Below are 14,827 nucleotides of genomic sequence, written 5' to 3' on the forward strand. Positions count from 1 at the left end.
TCTCGAAAAATCTTGACCGCTTCAAGACTTGAGCAAGGATAGTAACACAATGTGTGTAAATATTACACACGAGGAGGAAACAAACATGGAACAAGGTAAAGTAAAATGGTTTAACGCAGAAAAAGGTTTTGGATTTATTGAACGTGAAGATGGCGACGACGTATTCGTACATTTCTCAGCTATCCAAGGCGAAGGATTCAAGTCTCTTGAAGAAGGCCAAGACGTGACTTTCGAAATCGAGCAAGGCGAACGTGGACTTCAAGCTTCAAACGTTGAAAAAAACTAATTTGAACTAACCATTCAAAAGCCATCCCCTTAGGGGGATGGCTTTTTTTCTTTGATTTATATATATTTATGTTGTTTTTTACCAATATTTCATTCTCAAAAAAGGACATTCCGGACTTTATCCGTTACTATTATAGAAGAATAGAATTCTATTTCCATATAGAAAGGATTGACTACTTTGCGCACACTTGCTCGCTTTGTTACAAATAGCTATAAATATATAATTATTTCTTGGATTGCTATTTTTGTGATCATGGCAATTTTCGCGATTCGCCTACCCAGCATGTTACAAGGTGACGGCTTTGAAATGAACGGTGAACACGCTGCTGTCATGGATACGATTTCAGATACATTTGATATGCCTACTGAAACCATGCTGCTCGTATTCGATCAAGTAAATGATGAGAAAGTTTCATCGACGATTGAAAACATCGAAAGTCTTAAGTTGACCTCGGCTATTGATTCGCCATTAGAGGATGAATCGCTTTATAAAGAAGATGTGTCATATGCACTTCTCCACTTCGGGGATGAAAACGATAATATGTCCGATGTCGTGACCGATATTCGGGATGTCATCGGGGATCAGTCGGGAATCACTTTGACCGGTGCTTCCGCGATTTCAAAAGATATTAACACAGCCAGTCAGAAAGACCTGATTACGGCTGAAGCGATCGGGCTACCGATTGCGATTATTGTGTTGCTGTTCGCTTTTGGGACAGTTGTTGCATCAATGGTTCCACTTATGATTGGAATCGTCACCGTCGTATCGTCATTCGGTGTTTTGACGATTCTAGGTGCACAGATCGATTTGTCCATATTCGTGTTAAATATTATTCCGATGCTTGGACTTGCGCTTAGTATCGACTTCGCATTATTGTTCATTAGCCGATATCGTGAAGAACGGGTTAAGAGCGATATACTTGAGGCGACAACTACCACGATTATTACTGCTGGACGCTCGGTTATTTTTTCAGCGTTTTGCGTGTTTATCGGGCTAGGTGCTATGTTATTGATTCGCGTGGACATCTTTCAAAACATTGCGGTTGGTGGAATGATTGTCGTCGCAATGGCGGTTCTTAGTTCGGTGACGTTGTTACCTGCCGTCCTAATTGCACTTGGCGATCGAATTGAAAAACTGCGCATTTTAAAAGTAAGTTCGAACGGCTCGAATGCTTGGCGTAAGTTTGCAAATGCAGTGATTAAACGTCCTATTCTTATTACGATTGTTGCTGTTATTTTACTTGGCATTGCGGTAATTCCTGTAAAAAACATGGAACTGTCGATACCTGAAATTGATTCACTTCCGGAGTCGTATGATTCCCGTTCTGCTTTTGAATTGATTGAAAATGAATTTGATCTTGCGGGTGAATCTTCATTATATGTGATTGCTGAGCGGTCTGGCGGATGGGAAGATGAAGACGGATTAAAGTCAATGAAAGAACTTGAAGATCAATTGCTAAGCGATAAACTCGTTCACGATACCACGACGATATTTAGTGCGAGCGATATCAACTCGGTCGACGAGTGGACTGGAGCTATGCAAGTACCAGAAATGGCAGCTGGGCTTACGCCGCTACTTGAAACATTCGTGAAAGATGAAAAATTAATGATTCCTGTCACGTTGTCAGCGGATGGTTCATCAGAAGAAGCGCAGGATTGGGTGCGTGATTGGTCGGATAAGGAAACGGATTGGAGTTTACAGATTGGCGGTGCGGCAAAATTCAACCAAGAAATTTTCGATGAAATTTGGGATAAAATCGGCTATGTTCTGGGGTTAATTGTTGTCACGACGTTCTTTATTCTCATGATTGCATTTAAATCGCTGTTAATCCCCATTAAAGCGATTTTGATGAATATCATTGGATTGTCTGCTACATTCGGAATTCTGGTTTATATCTTCCAATACGGGCATTTCGGGCTCACCGCGGGATCCATCGCGCTCATTATCCCGGTCATCGTCTTTAGTCTTGTCTTTGGATTAAGCATGGACTATGAAGTGTTTTTAATTTCACGGATGCAGGAAGAGTATGCGAAGTCGTTCGATAATGACAAAGCTACGGTCGAGGGTCTTGCCACGACGAGTAAAGTGATTACGTCTGCGGCACTCATTATGATTGTGCTCACAGGAGCTTTCGCTTTCACTGATGTCATGCCTGTGAAGCAAATCGGTGTCGGCATTGCTATTGCAGTGGCCATCGACGCTACCATCATTCGACTGCTTCTTGTTCCAAGCTTGATGAAGTTGTTCGGCAAATGGAATTGGTGGTTGCCGTTTGGGAAAGGGCTCTATAAAGGTAAATAAAAAAGTTGTCTGCACTGTCGGGAACCCGATTGTGCAGACAACTTTTTTTATAGGTTGAGTATTTGCGAATTAATAGTAGTGTTTTCAATGATGATTGCAATTGGCTCCATTCCGTTCTGATCTTTATTATACTCAGCCATCACAGAAAAATAAATGGCTGCGACAATCGCGATAACGAATAGGACAATTCCAATTACTAAGTGCTTCCCTTTCATTTAAATCACTCCTTAACTTGTGTAAACTGCTCGTCTTTCAAGTAACCTTGCGCGTAGCCGTAGTTACCGAAACTTTCTTCTAAGTTGAGACCGTGATAAATATTCCAAGCGCCTTCTTCTTCGACTAATTTTAGCTGGACGCCTTCACCGTTGACCCATGTTTCTTCAACAGTCGGCGCTTCTGCTTCTTCTTCCGACAATAAAGCAATGGAATCCGCAATCGTTTTGCGAAGCTCTTCTTCAGTCGCTTCTCGAACATTCACGAGCCCGCGGTCATCCGTGTCATAGCCAGGGAGTCCTGCGACATAAACAAAGGCGTTGCCGTTTGGATGAAGATGTTGCACGACGACTGTTTTATCCAGTAGACTGTCTGCGTAATGGTAATTCACGCGTTTCATAGATACTTCTTTTCGTGTCAATTCTGGAAATGATTCAATAATTTCTTGTTTTTGTTCAAATGTAAGCATAGCGTTCTCTCTTTTCGTTTTATATTTTAGTATAACATTATGATTCTTTTACTGTTAATCCTAGCACACGGGCAAAGCCAATCGCTTGTTCTTTAGAGACGATACACCCTTCGATGTTGGGTAGCGTGACTTCTATCCGCTCATAGGTGCTGTCCGATAAATCAACGCCTTTTAAATTTGTTTCCGAGAAGTTTATATTGTCCATTTTGCATTTAGAAAAACGGACTTCTTTAAATGTGCATTCATAAAAATCACTGTCCGATAAATTACTATTCACAAAGTCGACTTCTTTCATGCTTGAAAAACTGAAGTTGCTATAGCGTCCCTCGCAATCGTCAAATAGTGTATGGCTCACTTTCGAATTTCCAAAGTCAGCGCCAGTGAGTTTTGAATTCACAAATTCACAACGATGGAAAAATGCGTTTTGAAAATGTACATTCGAAAAATCACAGTTTTGAAACACGACATCTACGAATTCAACTGCTCTTAATTCGCTACTTGAAAAGGATACCTCTTTAAAGTGAACATCATCGAATGAAAGCCGTTCATCTTCAGAACCTTCCAATGTCCCACCGGTGAAACAAACTTTTTCTATGTACCCATCAAAACGCCAGACATCAGTTACTGATAACTCTTCATGTACCTGTGAAACTTTCGGGCGTTGCCGTTTGCCTACTTTCTTTTTAGTCAATATAAAATCCCCCTAACGCGTTTTCCATTCCGTGAAGATAATGAATAAAACTACAACTGCAATGGCAAGAATATAGAACCAACCTGGAATACTGCTCAACATTCAAAACCCTCATTTCTCCGCGTAGCTATAATGATTGTAAAGTCGATGGTAATCGATGTGATTCCGATACGTTGCGCATCGTGCACCTTATCTTCGCTCGCTCCCCAAGTCAACGGCGTCATGCGAATTAACTTCGCAAGCAGTTCCTGATCCAGCGGGAACTCATACGTGATTCGTTCCGTCTTAACAGCACCAAAATGTTCAGCAACACGAGCTGTCGGATCCGAGTCTTGTTCACGCTCAGCTTCGTCGTAAAATATAGCGCGCAACTCTTTCAAATAATCATTTTCCGGTACAACTTTCACAAACAAGCCATTCGGTTTAAGTAATCGAGAAAATTCAGCGTAATTAGCGGGCGATAAAATATTCAGAATGGCATCAAATTGTTCATCAGCAAATGGACAATTGGCCAAGTCCGCTACAGCCCATATATGGCCAGGATGATCCTTTGCAGCGGCTAGAATTCCTTCTTTTGAAAGGTCAATTCCAACACCTGTGACATTTTCCCCGAGTTCCAGGAGTATGGTCGATAAATGGGACCCTTCACCGCACCCAGCATCGATGATTGCCGCTTCTGTTTTATCCTCTAGTTGTTTTGACAATAAATTCGTCAAGCGCTTTAGAACCGGAGTAAAAAATCCGCTATCAATGATTTGTTTTCTCGCTTCAAAAAGGGCTTTATCATATTTCGTTAGATGTGCGCCCGTTGTTAAATTCACATAGCCTTGCCTGGATAAGTCGAACGAATGATTATCCGTACAGACAAGCCGGGACTTATCGATAAGTTTTAGTTCCCCGCCGCAAACTGGACAACTAAATAAGTGGGCGTTCTTTTCAATTTCTTCGGCATTCATCATTTTTTTAGATATCATTGCTTTTGCTCCGTTCATCGGTTGTCTCTCTAGTATACATTTTGTGGACCGCTATAGGAAATCCTTAGTGGGAAACGTTACCGCTATAATCACAGCCTAATTCGGGTTATACTAATAAAAAGGAGTTTATATTTATGAGAAAACTATTTCTTTTACTCTTATTAATTGCCACAATATACTTTATAAAACCACTCTGGGAAGAACCTGTCTCAAAGTATGTTGATATTTCATTTCTAGATCCTTTCGATGATAAAGTCGAAACTTTTTTGACAAGCGAATCAGTAACTTCCGCAATTGATTCGATAAATGATACGGTGGATAAAGCTTATTATTTCTTATCTTCAAAAACAGCGGATAAGCGTGAAACTATCGATCACGTCGATAAACCAAAGTTAGTCAAACCTATGAATAGCAAGCTTGCAATTTATAATATAGAACTTGGAACACCGGAAGCCGATGTCACCGAGAAACTTGGCGAGCCCAATCGCGTTTCGCTAAATGAATATGGTGCTACCTGGAATGCGTACCACGACGGGTACCATAACTTCATAATGCTTTCTTATGATAAGAACGACAAGGTCAACGCCATCTATACGAATGATGATTTAATCTCCTCGGATCTTGGTATTGAGTACGGTTCGAAAAAATCAGTCGTACGGGAAACATTCGGCAAGCCTTTGAAGGAAATACGAAAAGGGTTAAATATATATATTTTACAAGATAGTGAGGAATTCGATTTATTCGAGGTGGACGGCATGTACGTCTATGTGTTTTACGACTTGCATAAAGACGATACCGTTACCGCAATGCAACTTGTTTCGACATCATTGGAACGTAAAAAAACCGGCATGTACGCCGGCGCGGATCAAACGCTTCGAAACGGGTTCGAAGCGCAGCTATTCGACTTAACGAATGCTGCACGTGTCAGAAATGGGCTTGCTGCGCTCGAATGGGACGATCCATCTGCCGACACTGCAAGAATGCATAGTGTCGATATGGCTGATAATAATTATTTCAGTCATGACAACTTAGAAGGAAAATCGCCATTTGACCGCATGAAAGACAATGGCATCAAGTTTCGCAGTGCAGGTGAAAACCTGGCGTACGGCCAAACGAGTAGCATCTTTGCACATGAAGGCTTGATGAATTCGAAAGGCCACCGAGATAATATCTTACAAGATATTTATAGTCATCTAGGTACGGGTGTTGCCTTTAACGATAAATCGACGCCATTTTATACCGAAACCTTTTTATTGAAATAAATTATTCTGCTGTAATTGCTGCACATGCAATTCGCGCGCCGGAGTTTCCAGCAGGATCTGTTTCGTAATCGTCTGGCCCTTCGTGAATGACAAGTGCGCTACCGTCTTTATCAAGGATGGAATTGTCCTTGCCTGATTTCAGCGTGATATCTGTTAAGTGCAAGCTGACATTCACCTTTCCTTCATCGTCAACTTCGATATTTGGCAAATCACCTAAATGGAAACCTTTCGGATTATCAAATCCATGTTCTTTGGTTGTGGGATTAAAATGACCTCCCGCTGACTCGAATGTTGGCGGTGTGCATTCGCCTTTTTCATGAATATGGGTGCCGTGTAAACCGGGCTTAAGCCCTTCTGCCTTAATATTGATGGTTAAGCCTTTACTGTTTTCAGTAAGCGTGACTTCCCCAACCTGATCCCCATCGACATTAATAATAGGGGCACTTAGATTTTCTGTTTTTTCTCCACTAACCGGAAGTTTTGTTTTCTTCTGTAAACAACCGGACAGGACAAAAAGTAAACAACAACTGATAAACAGTAATAGAATACGTTTCAATAGAACTCCTCCTAAAATTCATTATTTTGTTAGGATGTCCTATTTTCCACGATATTATGCATGGCACTTTTCTCCTCAAAAAAAGCGACTCTTCCTTACTTTTCGTAAGGATCGAGTCGCTTTTTTTCAATCAAGAAATAATTTTTCTAATTCAAGTGGAACGATGGATTTTCCATCTTTATAAACCCGCATATTCCCACCGGAAATTTCGTCAATCAGCATGATTTCACCTGTAGCGCTATTACGTCCGAATTCTAGTTTAATATCATAAAGTTCCAAGCCTTTCACTGCTAATTCAACTTTGACGATTGCTGAAACTTCTTTCGTCAACGTTTCAAGTATTTCATATTCTTCAGTTGTAAGTAGACCTAGTTGATTGAGTGCGTCTTGACTGATGGGTGGATCATTGCGCTCATCGTCTTTGAGTGTCACTTCAACAAAGGCATCTAGCGGTTGACCTTCTTCGCAATAAGCACCGAATCTTTTTAGAAAACTTCCCACGGCGCGGTATCTGCAAATGACTTCAAGTCCTCTTCCGAATGCGGTTGCAGATTTTACTGTCATTGAAATATTATCAAGATCCGTATCTACATAATGTGTCGGAATGCCTTTTTCCATTAACTTCTCGAAAAAGTATTTCGTCATGCGCAGTCCGGATTTCCCCATTCCTTCTATTGTCAGCCCTACCTGGTTTGCACCTGGATCAAATACACCGTTTTCGCCTGTTACATCGTCTTTAAATTTCAAGAGTACATTACCGCCGTCTAATTGATAGACGTCTTTTGTTTTGCCTTTATAGAGAAGTTCCATGAGCTCGTCCCTTTCCGTCCAACTTTATTCTTATAGTTCTAGTATAAAGGAATATTGCCAGAAGAAAAAGAAATGTGTAGGTTTATTTTGTTATTCGGTTTTGAGAGCAGTTGGAATGCAGGAGAGGAATGCGAGAGGCGGAAAGAGGAATTTGCGGGGCCGGGAGAGGGATTCGAGCGTAGATGAGCGGGTTTCAGTTTTTGAGCGGGGATCTTTGACGATTCAGCGGACATAATCAGTGGATTTGGTTGATTGAGCGGAGATAATGTGGGATTGCGCGGACATCGGGAGTGGAAGAGAGGGATTCGCAAATGGAGAGGAGTTCGAAGGCACGGGGGTGGAATTCAGGTGCGCTAGAGAGGAGTTTGATTGCCGCGTGCCACTAATTTCGATTAAAAATCAGATTATTACCCACTTACTTGATGTAGGTCAAGGAATCTTTATCAAAACCATCTTATGATGTATATAGAAAGTAAATAAACGATTGGAGGATGAAGAAAATGAAAAAAGCAGTATTTGGTTTAGAACCGTTGAGCTGTCCGACTTGTATTAAGAAAATCGAGAACACGGTTGGGAAAATGGATGGTGTCGAGGCAGTGAAGGTGTTATTTAATTCCAACAAGGTCCGTGCACAATTCAACGAAGACTTTGTGCAGGCGGAACAAATCCACGAAGTCATCACGAAACTCGGTTATCCAGTTGTATCGCAAAAGGTTTCATAACAATTATCCGTTTACTTGATGTGGGTCAAGGAATCTTTATCAAAACCGTCTTATGATGTATATAGAAAGTAAATAAACGATTGGAGGATGAAGAAAATGAAAAAAGCAGTATTTGGTTTAGAACCGTTGAGCTGTCCGACTTGTATTAAGAAAATCGAGAACACGGTTGGGAAAATGGATGGTGTTGAGGCAGTGAAGGTGTTATTTAATTCCAACAAGGTCCGTGCACAATTCAACGAAGACGTTGTGCAGGCGGAACAAATCCACGAAGTCATCACGAAACTCGGTTATCCAGTTGTATCTCAAAAAGTTTCATAACTAACAAGAGAGGTGGGAAAAGTCATGAACGCTAAACGTACTTCACAAATTACCGCGTTAACCGGAATTCTTCTTGCCATTGCAGTCGGCCTCCACTTCGGGGGCCTTCACGAATGGCGCCAAGGAACACTAATCGCGGCCACTATTATCGCAGGTACACCAATTGCTATAAAAGCATTCCAAGCATTACGAATGAAAGCTTTCAGTATTGAACTTCTCGTCACGATCGCAGTTATCGGTGCCCTCTTCATCGGCGAATACGTCGAATCCGCAGCTGTTACATTCCTCTTTTTATTTGGCGCATTCCTCGAAGCACGCACGCTTGAAAAAACACGTTCTTCACTTCGTTCCCTCATCGATATGGCACCGTTGGAAGCGACAGTCATGCGGAATGGAGAAGCAGTTATCGTCTCGGTGGATGATGTAGAAAAAGGCGACCGCGTCATCATTCGTTCTGGTGAAAAAGTTGCGATTGACGGATCAATCGTTTCGGGTAAAGCTTCATTGAATGAGGCCGCTATTACAGGTGAATCCGTACCAGCATCCAAATCCATCGATGACCGCGTCTTCAGCGGAACGATTGTCGATAACGGGTTTATAGAGGTAATTGCAGATAAAGTCGGCGATGACACGACATTTGCGCGCATTATTGAACTTGTCGAAGATGCGCAAGAAGCAAAATCGAAGACGCAAAAGTTCTTGGACCGATTCGCGAATGTTTATACACCGGCTATCGTAATCTTATCTGTACTCGTTTATATTTTCACACGCAATATTGAAATGACATTGACATTCCTTGTTGTCGCTTGTCCTGGCGCGCTCGTTATTTCCGCACCTGTATCTATCGTTGCCGGGATTGGAAACGGCGCACGAAACGGTGTGCTCGTTAAAGGCGGAGATATTATGGAAACGCTCGCTAAAATCGATACCGTTGTTTTTGATAAAACAGGCACACTCACAAGAGGACGTCCTGAAGTGACGGACATTCATACATTTTTCGGTGATAAAAACGACTTGCTTCGCATCGTCGCAGAAGCTGAAATGATTTCTGAACACCATCTTGGGCAAACAATCGTGAAAGAAGCGCGTAAACGCGGCATTCCCCTTTTGAATGAACCCGAAGAGGCTGAAGTCATTGAAGGAAATGGTATCCGCGCACAGATCGAAGGTAAGCTTCTCACCATCGGAAATCGCAAATTAATGGCAGCGAATGGAATCATCGTGGAAGATGCAACCGAAAGTTATGCTGTGAAACGCGAAAAACTTGGCAACACTGCAATATTCGCAGCAATAGACGGAGTCGTAGCAGGTATATTCTCCATTGCCGATCAAATTCGACCCGAAGCCAAAAGCGCTTTGAATGAACTTCGCGCAAGCGGCGTGAAACAAATTATCATGTTGACTGGTGATAACCGCCACACAGCGGAACTTGTCGGTAAACAACTCGGATTAGATGCAATTTACGCAGAACTACTTCCAGAAGACAAAGTCGCCATGATTCAAAAATTGAAAGAAGCTGGCCACAAAGTCGCAATGGCTGGGGACGGCATTAACGATGCACCGGCAATCGCGACAGCGGACATCGGGCTCGCGATGGGTGAAGGCGGAACGGATATTTCAATGGAAACAGCAGACGTCGTCCTGATGGCCGACAGACTCGATCAATTTTCACATGCATACTCCCTAGCAAAAGCAACGATACGAAATATGAAGCAAAACACGTTCTTTGCAGTTGGCACAGTTGTCCTTCTTCTAGCTGGCGTTCTCTTAGGCAAAGTGTTTCTTGCATCGGGTATGCTCATCCATGAATTGAGTGTACTTCTGGTTATTCTAAACGCGGTGCGATTAATACGGTATACTAAAAAGCAAGTAGACATTAAACAGCCAGTGCCGATTTTATTACCAGAATGAATTGGGGGAGACAATTGATGGGCAACAATCAATGCGAACATCATGCTGAAGGGGCAGTTGAGATGCAGAAAATGTGCATCTCAATTGTACCGATATTCAACCATTTAGATGCAAATGAAATGAGCGAGATTGTTAAGGAGACCAATTCTGTAAAACATCCTCGCGGTCATACAATCTATCATGCAGGGGATACTTCTGATGGACTCTATATTGTTCACAAAGGTCGGGTGAAGATTTATCGTTTATCCGAGACAGGTAAAGAACAACTCGTTCGGATTTTAGGACCCGGAGATTTTACGGGAGATCTTTCATTATTCACAGAATCGGTTCATGATTCTTATGCCGAAGCGATGGAACCCGTTGAACTATGCGTCATGAGTCGGGATAATTTTCAAGCGTTTATATTAAAGTATCCGGCGATTTCGTTGAAAGTTCTTGGTGAGTTTTCTAGACGTTTAGCAAAAACAGAAAAACAAGCGGCAAATATTGCGATGGAAACAGTTGAAACACGTATTGCGATGTATTTAGCAGATATAGCCGATGAAACGATGCGTAAGACTGTAACACTTCCTATGAGTCGAAAAGATCTCGCCTCACACCTTGGGACAACACCCGAAACAGTCAGTCGGAAATTAGCGGACTTTGAAGATAGTGGCTGGATTATACAATTAAGTAATCGTGATATTGAGATTGTTGATTTAGATGCTTTGCTTCTTGTTTAGTCTGCGTGAAAAATACAAACGCTCTTATTCATGAACCATCCCTTTGCTTTCAACGGCACGGGATGGTTTTCTTGTTAATAGCCTTCGTCAAATTCATATAGTTATACACATGTGGAAAGTTTTCTAAAACCTTCATTCCAAACTACATCAAAAGCGCTGTTATGGGTAAAATAAGTATCTAGGCTTTGCCGCCAAGACAAATGCTTCAAAATCACTTTCTCAATCAAATCCCTATTCACCCTAAAACTATCCGTTATTATCACTTCATGTGCTTTGAATTACATACTCAAGTGTGGCATAATTGAACAGTTCCAGAAATATACATACCGTAAAAAGGAGGTCCCAAAATTGTTTTTTATAGAAACTAAACGAATTGCCGTTGTTATTTTCGGATCATTATTACTTGCAGTTTCCCTGAACTTTTTCTTAATCAATGCCAATGTCTATGCAAGCGGATTTGCTGGGGCTGCCCAGATTACATCCAGTGTATTTGATGATTACTTTAATATTAAATTAAGTACAGGAATTTTATTATTACTATTTAATATCCCGGTCTTTATTTTAGGATGGTTCAAAGTAGGTAAAGGCTTTACGATTTATAGCATTGTCTCCGTTATTTTTGCCACCATCTTCTTAGAAGTCTTGCCTGTCATTTCAGTGTCAGAGGATATTATTTTAAATGCTGTCGTAGGCGGTGTCATTGCCGGCGTCGGTATAGGTATATCATTAAAACTAGGTGCGTCAACAGGTGGGATGGATATTGTCGCCATGGTACTTTCAAAATTACAAGATAAACCGATTGGAACGTATTTTTTAATACTGAACGGAATCATTATCGTTGCAGCTGGATTTCTTTATCTGCCAGAAAACGCCTTGTATACAATGCTTGCGCTTTATATAACAACGGCTGTAATTGACACAATCCATACGCGTCACGAGAAAGTAACAGCAATGATTATTACACGAAAAGCCGATGAACTGCAACAAGCCATTCACCAAAAGATGGTGCGCGGAATAACAATTTTACCCGCAAAAGGGGCTTACTCGAAAGAAGATAAAAGTATGTTGTACCTGGTCATCACTCGTTATGAATTATACGATTTAGAAACGATTATTAAAGAAGTCGATCCGCATGCCTTCACAAATATTGTGCAAACGGTTGGGATTTTCGGTTTCTTTAGAAGAGACGGCGAAAAAATTGCTTAATATTAGGTTGTATTAAAACAAAGAATCCATGTAAATGGGTTCTTTTTTCATTTCAATATTCGGATAGTAAGACTGAATTAGGGGAAAATAACTTAGCATATAGAAAATTCTATAGCAGGCAGGAAAAATATTGGAGGAGATGACATTGTTATCGTTTGCGCTCTTTTGGACGATAAGAAAACTAATGAGGAAAAAGAATGTTGAAAACACGCCGAAGCGCAATCGATAACTGTGAAAAAAGGAACTATTGCCGTAATGGCAGTAGTTCCCGTGTTTTATTTCGATAGGATGAACCCGCCACCACGATGCCAGATTGGATGAAATTCACATGTACAAATATTTCCGAACGCTGAACTAAACACGGATTTTAACAAAAAAAAGAGTAGCCTAAGCAACTCTAAAATTTGTATTTAATTTACTTCTATAACGAAAGCGTAGAATGCATCGCCATGGGATAGGTTCTTTTCCTAATAAACGCCTTTCTCTGTCGGTGCTTCAAAACGATTATTTTTGATCTTTACCTCGGCACTATCATTATCATTAATCATCTGCTCCATAGAGATTTCATTTGGCTTAGGATTATAGTCCATTACGATAACTATTTCCTCACCTGCTTTAACCTTTACAGGATCTTTTCCGTCTAAAAGTTCCTGTGGACCAACAGTATCTACACACATACTTTTCCAACAGTAAGTACCTAGTACAGTCCTCTTTAATTCCACAAACCATACGAAAGTTCCTTTATGTAGTGGTATAGCATGTCCAACAATATATCGCTCAGAACAACAATCGACATCGCGCAATTAGAGATGCTTTTTGATGTTGGAATATGATTCTTTAAACAACTCTGGTATATTAACACTAGATATGTAAACACTCAGTAAACGGCCCAAGGCATGAAACAACTAAGTGAAATGCGAAGGAGATAGATTCGGTTATGGAGGAAAATGGGAACTTTGAAAGAAAGTTTAGCGAAAAAAAGTTAATAATAAGAGAAGCAGGTTTCGGAGCATTCGTCATAATACTTTATCTTCAATACTTTAAACTAGCTCAGTTTTTGGAAAATCTATTATTTCCTTTTAATAGTCCCATGAGCCTTCTTGCCTTGATTTTAGGTATTCCTTTATGTTACTTTGCTGCTATTTATTTAGTTAAGGTAATTAAAAAAGTAATATGAATAAAATAACGATTCTCACACTTGTTGAACGATTATTCTTGTCCTTTCGTAAATCAATTATGACATTTGTATACCCTGCATCTCCCACGATAAATACTTTGAGTTAGACCTAAAATAATTGCATTGCGCAGCAAAGACTTGGTGACATTTCAATCTATAAAGAGTACTGCCGGGGATGGAAGAAGGAAGCGTAAATAAAATTAGGGTGTAACTTCAAAAGTCACACCCCATTAAAATAACTCGCCACGCCGCTAATTTACCTTAACTGGTGTAGCGATACCCATGTCTACTAAATAAGCAGTTGGATTATCTTTATCATCCTGCAAATCAATGATTACATTTGTAAATCCTGCTTCACCTACTATTATTCCGTCAAACTTTATACTTAAAACAATATAATCTTTATTGAAGTAATTTATTTTTACTATTCCCACCCCGCTAGTTTTCAGACCAAGTTTCTTGGAGATATGTTTATAATTAAGGTCAAATTCTCACTCATATATATCATTTCCCTCTATATAATTCTCAATTGCTTGGATTCGTTGTCTACCTTCCCCAAGCTGTTTTTTATCGCCGCCGATATAAACGAACTTACCATCATTACTTAATAGATCATCATTTTTAATCTTAATCGGTTTATTTTTTTTAGCATCAAGAATGTCAACACGATTAAATAACTCTTTACATTTACCATTTTCATCCACCGATAGAAACAAACCATAAAAGTTTTCTAGTTTATTAGAATCAACTATATCAATAGATTCTTCGTGTTTAAGTTGCGTCAAGGTGATGTTAGATAGATTATTATCAATGAACAGATAATATTATAGTTTATTCTACGAACATGAAATGGAAAGTCAATTTGGCAATTCCAATCGAAATCTGCATGTTGTTTCGGGCGGATTCTCAGGTTTAACCAACCGCTTCGGCATGTATCCCGGTAGACAAGCCGAATGTTTACGCGTTCATTACGAGAATTTTACGCCGTTCCTCTTTCCGAAATCAAGTAAACACGCCGCCGAAGCGGGCTTATTTTTATTTTTGATGTTCTGCCGACGTCTAATTGGAAGGAAGGTGACACAGTAGCAGTGCTCAGATGCTGACATCAGCATTAGAATCCCCGTATTGATATGGATCTTAGATAAGGACCGCAATACCATCCATTCATTTCCACATGTCAGTTTTTATACAAACAATGTAGATTTTTAT

At 40.5% G+C, this 14,827-nt stretch carries 19 protein-coding genes; 10 read left to right on the plus strand and 9 right to left on the minus strand.

What is annotated here, in order from left to right; genetic code table 11:
- Nucleotides 1-85 precede the first annotated feature (85 nt).
- Entirely contained in the window at nt 86-286 is a 201-nt protein-coding gene (locus tag J4G36_RS13575; protein ID WP_172370628.1) for a cold-shock protein, read from the plus strand.
- Between the two features lie 177 nt (nt 287-463).
- On the plus strand, nt 464-2,587 hold the full coding sequence (locus J4G36_RS13580) for an MMPL family transporter (RefSeq protein ID WP_210471095.1): 2,124 nt from the start codon (nt 464-466) through the stop codon (nt 2,585-2,587).
- Nucleotides 2,588-2,634: 47 nt separating this feature from the next.
- On the opposite strand, the gene J4G36_RS13585 is transcribed toward J4G36_RS13580, so the two are convergent.
- The 4 genes from J4G36_RS13585 to J4G36_RS13600 form a co-directional block, all read right to left on the minus strand.
- A complete protein-coding gene (locus J4G36_RS13585) occupies nt 2,635-2,802 on the minus strand; it encodes a hypothetical protein (RefSeq protein WP_210470941.1) in 168 nt (55 codons plus the stop codon).
- A gap of 5 nt (nt 2,803-2,807) precedes the next feature.
- Nucleotides 2,808-3,269, minus strand: coding sequence for a hypothetical protein (locus tag J4G36_RS13590; RefSeq protein ID WP_210470942.1), 462 nt, complete (start codon nt 3,267-3,269; stop codon nt 2,808-2,810).
- Nucleotides 3,270-3,306: 37 nt separating this feature from the next.
- Nucleotides 3,307-3,960 carry a pentapeptide repeat-containing protein gene (locus J4G36_RS13595; RefSeq protein WP_210470943.1) on the minus strand — a complete coding sequence of 218 codons (654 nt, stop codon included), beginning with the start codon at nt 3,958-3,960 and terminating at the stop codon, nt 3,307-3,309.
- A 95-nt stretch (nt 3,961-4,055) separates the two neighbouring features.
- Entirely contained in the window at nt 4,056-4,934 is an 879-nt protein-coding gene (locus J4G36_RS13600; RefSeq protein WP_210470944.1) for a putative RNA methyltransferase, read from the minus strand.
- A gap of 134 nt (nt 4,935-5,068) precedes the next feature.
- On the opposite strand from J4G36_RS13600, the gene J4G36_RS13605 reads away from it, so the two are divergent.
- Nucleotides 5,069-6,196 (plus strand): CAP domain-containing protein, encoded by a 1,128-nt coding sequence (locus tag J4G36_RS13605; protein ID WP_210470945.1) that lies wholly within the window; start codon nt 5,069-5,071, stop codon nt 6,194-6,196.
- Nucleotide 6,197: 1 nt separating this feature from the next.
- Here the strand turns inward: J4G36_RS13605 and J4G36_RS13610 are convergent, their stop codons facing one another.
- Both J4G36_RS13610 and J4G36_RS13615 read right to left on the minus strand, forming a co-directional pair.
- Entirely contained in the window at nt 6,198-6,752 is a 555-nt protein-coding gene (locus J4G36_RS13610) for a superoxide dismutase family protein (RefSeq protein WP_210470946.1), read from the minus strand.
- 126 nt (nt 6,753-6,878) lie between these two features.
- A complete protein-coding gene (locus J4G36_RS13615) occupies nt 6,879-7,562 on the minus strand; it encodes a phosphoribosylaminoimidazolesuccinocarboxamide synthase (protein WP_210470947.1) in 684 nt (227 codons plus the stop codon).
- Between the two features lie 500 nt (nt 7,563-8,062).
- On the opposite strand from J4G36_RS13615, the gene J4G36_RS13620 reads away from it, so the two are divergent.
- The 5 genes from J4G36_RS13620 to J4G36_RS13640 all read left to right on the plus strand — a co-directional run bounded on the left by J4G36_RS13620 (nt 8,063) and on the right by J4G36_RS13640 (nt 12,441).
- Entirely contained in the window at nt 8,063-8,284 is a 222-nt protein-coding gene (locus tag J4G36_RS13620) for a heavy-metal-associated domain-containing protein (RefSeq protein WP_210470948.1), read from the plus strand.
- Between the two features lie 96 nt (nt 8,285-8,380).
- Nucleotides 8,381-8,602: a heavy-metal-associated domain-containing protein gene (locus tag J4G36_RS13625; RefSeq protein WP_210470949.1), complete on the plus strand. Its 222-nt coding sequence runs from the start codon at nt 8,381-8,383 to the stop codon at nt 8,600-8,602.
- A 24-nt stretch (nt 8,603-8,626) separates the two neighbouring features.
- Nucleotides 8,627-10,513 carry a heavy metal translocating P-type ATPase gene (locus J4G36_RS13630; protein WP_210470950.1) on the plus strand — a complete coding sequence of 629 codons (1,887 nt, stop codon included), beginning with the start codon at nt 8,627-8,629 and terminating at the stop codon, nt 10,511-10,513.
- Between the two features lie 17 nt (nt 10,514-10,530).
- Nucleotides 10,531-11,235 (plus strand): Crp/Fnr family transcriptional regulator, encoded by a 705-nt coding sequence (locus J4G36_RS13635; protein ID WP_210470951.1) that lies wholly within the window; start codon nt 10,531-10,533, stop codon nt 11,233-11,235.
- 348 nt (nt 11,236-11,583) lie between these two features.
- Nucleotides 11,584-12,441, plus strand: coding sequence for a YitT family protein (locus J4G36_RS13640; protein WP_210470952.1), 858 nt, complete (start codon nt 11,584-11,586; stop codon nt 12,439-12,441).
- 467 nt (nt 12,442-12,908) lie between these two features.
- On the opposite strand, the gene J4G36_RS13645 is transcribed toward J4G36_RS13640, so the two are convergent.
- A complete protein-coding gene (locus J4G36_RS13645; protein WP_210470953.1) occupies nt 12,909-13,244 on the minus strand; it encodes a hypothetical protein in 336 nt (111 codons plus the stop codon).
- A gap of 134 nt (nt 13,245-13,378) precedes the next feature.
- On the opposite strand from J4G36_RS13645, the gene J4G36_RS13650 reads away from it, so the two are divergent.
- Entirely contained in the window at nt 13,379-13,618 is a 240-nt protein-coding gene (locus J4G36_RS13650) for a hypothetical protein (protein ID WP_210470954.1), read from the plus strand.
- 251 nt (nt 13,619-13,869) lie between these two features.
- Here J4G36_RS13650 and J4G36_RS13655 read toward each other — a convergent pair whose 3' ends face one another.
- A complete protein-coding gene (locus J4G36_RS13655; RefSeq protein ID WP_210470955.1) occupies nt 13,870-14,052 on the minus strand; it encodes a hypothetical protein in 183 nt (60 codons plus the stop codon).
- 57 nt (nt 14,053-14,109) lie between these two features.
- Nucleotides 14,110-14,403 carry a hypothetical protein gene (locus J4G36_RS13660; protein WP_210470956.1) on the minus strand — a complete coding sequence of 98 codons (294 nt, stop codon included), beginning with the start codon at nt 14,401-14,403 and terminating at the stop codon, nt 14,110-14,112.
- 64 nt (nt 14,404-14,467) lie between these two features.
- Here J4G36_RS13660 and J4G36_RS13665 point away from each other — a divergent pair, with 64 nt between their 5' ends.
- Nucleotides 14,468-14,704, plus strand: coding sequence for a hypothetical protein (locus tag J4G36_RS13665; protein WP_210470957.1), 237 nt, complete (start codon nt 14,468-14,470; stop codon nt 14,702-14,704).
- Nucleotides 14,705-14,827 lie beyond the last annotated feature (123 nt).

This window comes from Sporosarcina sp. 6E9 (assembly GCF_017921835.1).
Taxonomy (GTDB): domain Bacteria; phylum Bacillota; class Bacilli; order Bacillales_A; family Planococcaceae; genus Sporosarcina.

Coding starts and splice junctions, on each gene's coding strand:
- J4G36_RS13575 (WP_172370628.1), top strand. CDS start 86: ATGGAACAAGGTAAAGTAAAATGGTTTAACGCAGAAAAAGGTTTTGGA.
- J4G36_RS13585 (WP_210470941.1), bottom strand. CDS start 2,802: ATGAAAGGGAAGCACTTAGTAATTGGAATTGTCCTATTCGTTATCGCG.
- J4G36_RS13590 (WP_210470942.1), bottom strand. CDS start 3,269: ATGCTTACATTTGAACAAAAACAAGAAATTATTGAATCATTTCCAGAA.
- J4G36_RS13600 (WP_210470944.1), bottom strand. CDS start 4,934: ATGATATCTAAAAAAATGATGAATGCCGAAGAAATTGAAAAGAACGCC.
- J4G36_RS13605 (WP_210470945.1), top strand. CDS start 5,069: ATGAGAAAACTATTTCTTTTACTCTTATTAATTGCCACAATATACTTT.
- J4G36_RS13615 (WP_210470947.1), bottom strand. CDS start 7,562: ATGGAACTTCTCTATAAAGGCAAAACAAAAGACGTCTATCAATTAGAC.
- J4G36_RS13620 (WP_210470948.1), top strand. CDS start 8,063: ATGAAAAAAGCAGTATTTGGTTTAGAACCGTTGAGCTGTCCGACTTGT.
- J4G36_RS13625 (WP_210470949.1), top strand. CDS start 8,381: ATGAAAAAAGCAGTATTTGGTTTAGAACCGTTGAGCTGTCCGACTTGT.
- J4G36_RS13630 (WP_210470950.1), top strand. CDS start 8,627: ATGAACGCTAAACGTACTTCACAAATTACCGCGTTAACCGGAATTCTT.
- J4G36_RS13635 (WP_210470951.1), top strand. CDS start 10,531: ATGGGCAACAATCAATGCGAACATCATGCTGAAGGGGCAGTTGAGATG.
- J4G36_RS13650 (WP_210470954.1), top strand. CDS start 13,379: ATGGAGGAAAATGGGAACTTTGAAAGAAAGTTTAGCGAAAAAAAGTTA.
- J4G36_RS13665 (WP_210470957.1), top strand. CDS start 14,468: ATGGAAAGTCAATTTGGCAATTCCAATCGAAATCTGCATGTTGTTTCG.